This is a genomic window from Spiroplasma endosymbiont of Megaselia nigra (assembly GCF_003987485.1).
Classification (GTDB): Bacteria; Bacillota_I; Bacilli_A; order Mycoplasmatales; family Mycoplasmataceae; genus Spiroplasma.
Genome location: NZ_RCOO01000119.1, coordinates 1 through 3,567 on the forward strand (window position 1 = coordinate 1; position 3,567 = coordinate 3,567).

At 24.5% G+C, this 3,567-nt stretch carries 5 protein-coding genes; 2 read left to right on the plus strand and 3 right to left on the minus strand.

Features of this window, described 5'->3' with window-relative positions:
• On the minus strand, positions 1–429 hold a 429-nt coding region (locus D9R21_RS05050; RefSeq protein WP_148108824.1), incomplete at its 3' end, for a hypothetical protein.
• Between the two features lie 17 nt (positions 430–446).
• Complete coding sequence (locus tag D9R21_RS05055) at positions 447–908, minus strand: hypothetical protein (RefSeq protein ID WP_126821355.1); 462 nt, start codon at positions 906–908, stop codon at positions 447–449.
• Between the two features lie 301 nt (positions 909–1,209).
• Here D9R21_RS05055 and D9R21_RS05060 point away from each other — a divergent pair, with 301 nt between their 5' ends.
• Complete coding sequence (locus D9R21_RS05060; protein WP_126821356.1) at positions 1,210–1,770, plus strand: hypothetical protein; 561 nt, start codon at positions 1,210–1,212, stop codon at positions 1,768–1,770.
• Between the two features lie 82 nt (positions 1,771–1,852).
• Positions 1,853–2,380 carry a lipoprotein gene (locus D9R21_RS05065; RefSeq protein WP_126821357.1) on the plus strand — a complete coding sequence of 176 codons (528 nt, stop codon included), beginning with the start codon at positions 1,853–1,855 and terminating at the stop codon, positions 2,378–2,380.
• Between the two features lie 28 nt (positions 2,381–2,408).
• On the opposite strand, the gene D9R21_RS07225 is transcribed toward D9R21_RS05065, so the two are convergent.
• The coding region (locus D9R21_RS07225) for a hypothetical protein (RefSeq protein WP_158613906.1) at positions 2,409–3,567 on the minus strand (1,159 nt) is incomplete at its 5' end.

Here is a 3,567-nt window from a genome sequence, read left to right on the forward strand (position 1 = left end):
AATTAATTCACATTCTAAATTAACAAATTTATTCTGTACAACACTAGAAATAGCATCAGCAATAACACCATTTTTAATATTTTGTTCTATTAATGCTAAGTCAAATGCTTCATTCATTAATTTTAAATTAAATCTTTTATCAATAGGAACTGGAATTCTTGTTAATCCCATTGTTTGAGTTGTCCCACCATTTGGTAATGAATAATCATCTTGTCATACTACACGATGAGTTAAATTATATAATGCTTGTCCTGCATTTGGTAATCAAGCAACTTGTTCAGCTGTTGCTGTTGCATATTGCATAATACTTGCATATTCATTATATAAAGGTCCACGCAATAAAGCATTAACCATATCAACATAAGCCTTTTGACCTGTTGTATTACCTTGTAATGTAAAAGGTACTTGTGGCAAATTAATTGTTGCCATTTTATTTCACTTCCTTATTATCTAAGGTTTTTAAGTGTATAATCAGTTAATTTTTTAATTTCATCAGGAGTATATGCTCCTTTTTCTTTAATAGTTTCAATTTCATCATTTTTATTTTCAACTGAATTTTCAATCATTTCTTTAATAAAATTAGTTGGCGAAACTGATGGTTGCACTTCAACAAACAAATCGGGTTTTAATTCTTTTAAAGTTTGCATTTTTTCAGATAAAGAATTACCACTAACTTTATCTAAATTAGTTTTAATATCTTCAATTTTAGTAGATGGAACATCTTTAAATGCTTTTAATTCATCTAATTCATTAGATAATTTAATAAAGTCTTCTTTTGATATAACATCTTCGCGTTTTTGCACACTTTCTCTAATTTGCCTTGCTTCATTATTAAACTGATTTAAGATATTATCTGCAATCTCTTCACTTAAACCTTGTTCGATTAATTTTTCTTTTATAAGTGCCATTTTATAAACTCCTCTTTTTTTATCCTTGTTCGATTAACAAGTCAGCATAACTCTTTTTTTGTGGAAAAAGATTAAACCTATGCTTTTAATTATATACCAATAGTTCAAAATTACAATACTATTAAATATATAATATATTTTATTGCTAATTTACCCCTTAAAACGCGTAATAAAATTATTTTAAAAGATAAATTTATTAAAATAAGCGCTAATTTTGCTTGTATGTATATATATATATATATATAATGATGGTAAATCTTGATAAAAAATTTCAAGATTAAGAAAAGGAGAAAAACAAGTAATGAAAAAATTACTAAGTTTATTAAGTGTATTAACAATTAGTGGTAGTGCTATACCAACAACAATTGCTGCTAGTCCTTATCAAAAAGAAGAAACTATCAAAATTAGTGATATTAATTATCAACAAAGAAATAATTTAGAAAATTTAAAAAGAAATAAAAGAGGATTTAATGATAATAGAGATGAAATAGAAGCTACAGGAAGATATAAAGACACCTTATATGCTTCATTTAGACCTACTTTATTTAGAGAAATTACCTCACATCATAATAGCAATCTTTGAAATTATAATCGTTATAAAGAGTTAGTTAGAAATAGAATTTTTAATGGTGTTTGAATGGATGAAGGAATTCATCAACATGCTGGATGCTGTTCAAATAATGATGATGCTGTTGATTTATTCATAAAAGGAATGTGAAATAACTGAGATAGAATTATGAATGATTGAAATAATAATGGTGGTCAAACACACAGAATGAGAATAGTTATGAAAGTTAATCGTAATAATGGTAATGTAGATTTTATTTCTAGTAACGTAAGAACTGATGAAAGAAATTATTAAATAAAGCAAAATAAAATGGAAATAAATTATTTATTTTAATTTTTAATTAAATTAACAAAAGTAAAAGAAAGAAATTAAAATTATGAAAAAAATATTAACTATTTTAGGAGCAATTACATTAATAGGAACAAGTACAACAAGTTTAGTGGCTTGTGATAACATAGTAGAATATACATCCGAAAAATTATCACAATTAAAAGAAGAAAACAAAATAAATACTGCTAATCAAGAAATTAGAGACAATTTAGAATGAATAGCACCACAAGAAAAACCATTTAATTCTGTGGGAGATTATAAATATTATATAATTATATGAAGAGGGGCAAAAAACGATAATTGAAAAATTAAAAAATATAAAAATATAGGTTATAGTAACAATAATACAATAAATGGTATTATTAGTCATACTAAAATTGATAAGTCATATAGTGGTGCATATTTATATAGAAATGAATTTGATTTATCCGCAAATAAAACTAGGGAGCATACGACTTGAATTGAAGATAATGAAACTTTTTTTAAATCAGTTTATCGTTGAAATGGTGAAGAACAAAAATTACCTGATTTAGATATTGATAAAAATGGCAATGTAAAAGTTAATAAGGAATAAAAAAGAGATTTTACATCTCTTTTTCTTTTTATGGTTTAAATGTAATTTTAACTGGGTTATCATTTTTATTTATAATTCCTAAAACATTCGGATTAGAAACATCTATTGTTATATCTTTTTCATTACCAAAATAAGGTCAATATTTAGCACCGCCTAAAAATCTTAATTCTGGTTTCAATTTTTTTGTAAATCTAATTTTTAATTTCATATCATTTGTATAATATGCTTGTAAATATGTTTCTTTAATTTTATCATCAGAAATTTGCAATAAAAATTGAAAAACTCCATTATTATTTTCGGTTCAATAAATACTATGATAATTTACAATTTGTAAACCATTAGTAAAAGCAATAGCAACTGTTTGAATATCATTAGTTATATTATCAGTATATAAAGTTATTGTATTATCAAAATTAATAATAGTATTTTGAGATAACCCATCTTTTTTTAAGACAGCATTTGATAATAGTCCCAGACTATTATTACAACTATTAGCACCCGCTATAAGATTAACATTTCTATCAGGAATAAAATTTTCTATTTCGGGTGGTCCACATTCAACTTGTAAATTATTAAGATTACTTATTTCTATTGTTTTATAAGAACTAATAAATTTACTAATACTTTGAATTGTTAGATCAATTTGTTTTAAATCAATTTCTATTTCATAATAACCGTCATATAAATTATCTAAAAATAAATTACCACGATTAATACAATGTGGATTTACAATAATTTTAGTTTTTAATGGTTGAATTGCATTAGCATCTCAGATATCTTTTGTATAAGATTTATAGTTATATGGAACTGGTGGTAAAACATACTGTGGGTAATTAAATGTTGGTATTTCATAGTCGTGCGGTAGTAAAAAACTAGTTTTATAATTAGTTGTCATATCGCGTAAATAATTATTTAGTGTACTTTTTGTTTTTCCACGAAAACTTCATACTGATAATCGTAAATAATCTTCTTCATTATTAGTATATGGGTTATCAGCATAAAAGATAATTTCAAAATTACCTTTATATAATGCTTGGATTGAAAACATATCAATTATATAACTACAATTTGTACCATCTGGTGTTTGCAAGAATTTGCAATCATTATCTTTTTCACTATCACTAACTGGTGTTTGAGCATCAATTGCTCTGGTTTGTTCATTAATTAAATAAACTCGGTTAGTTTTT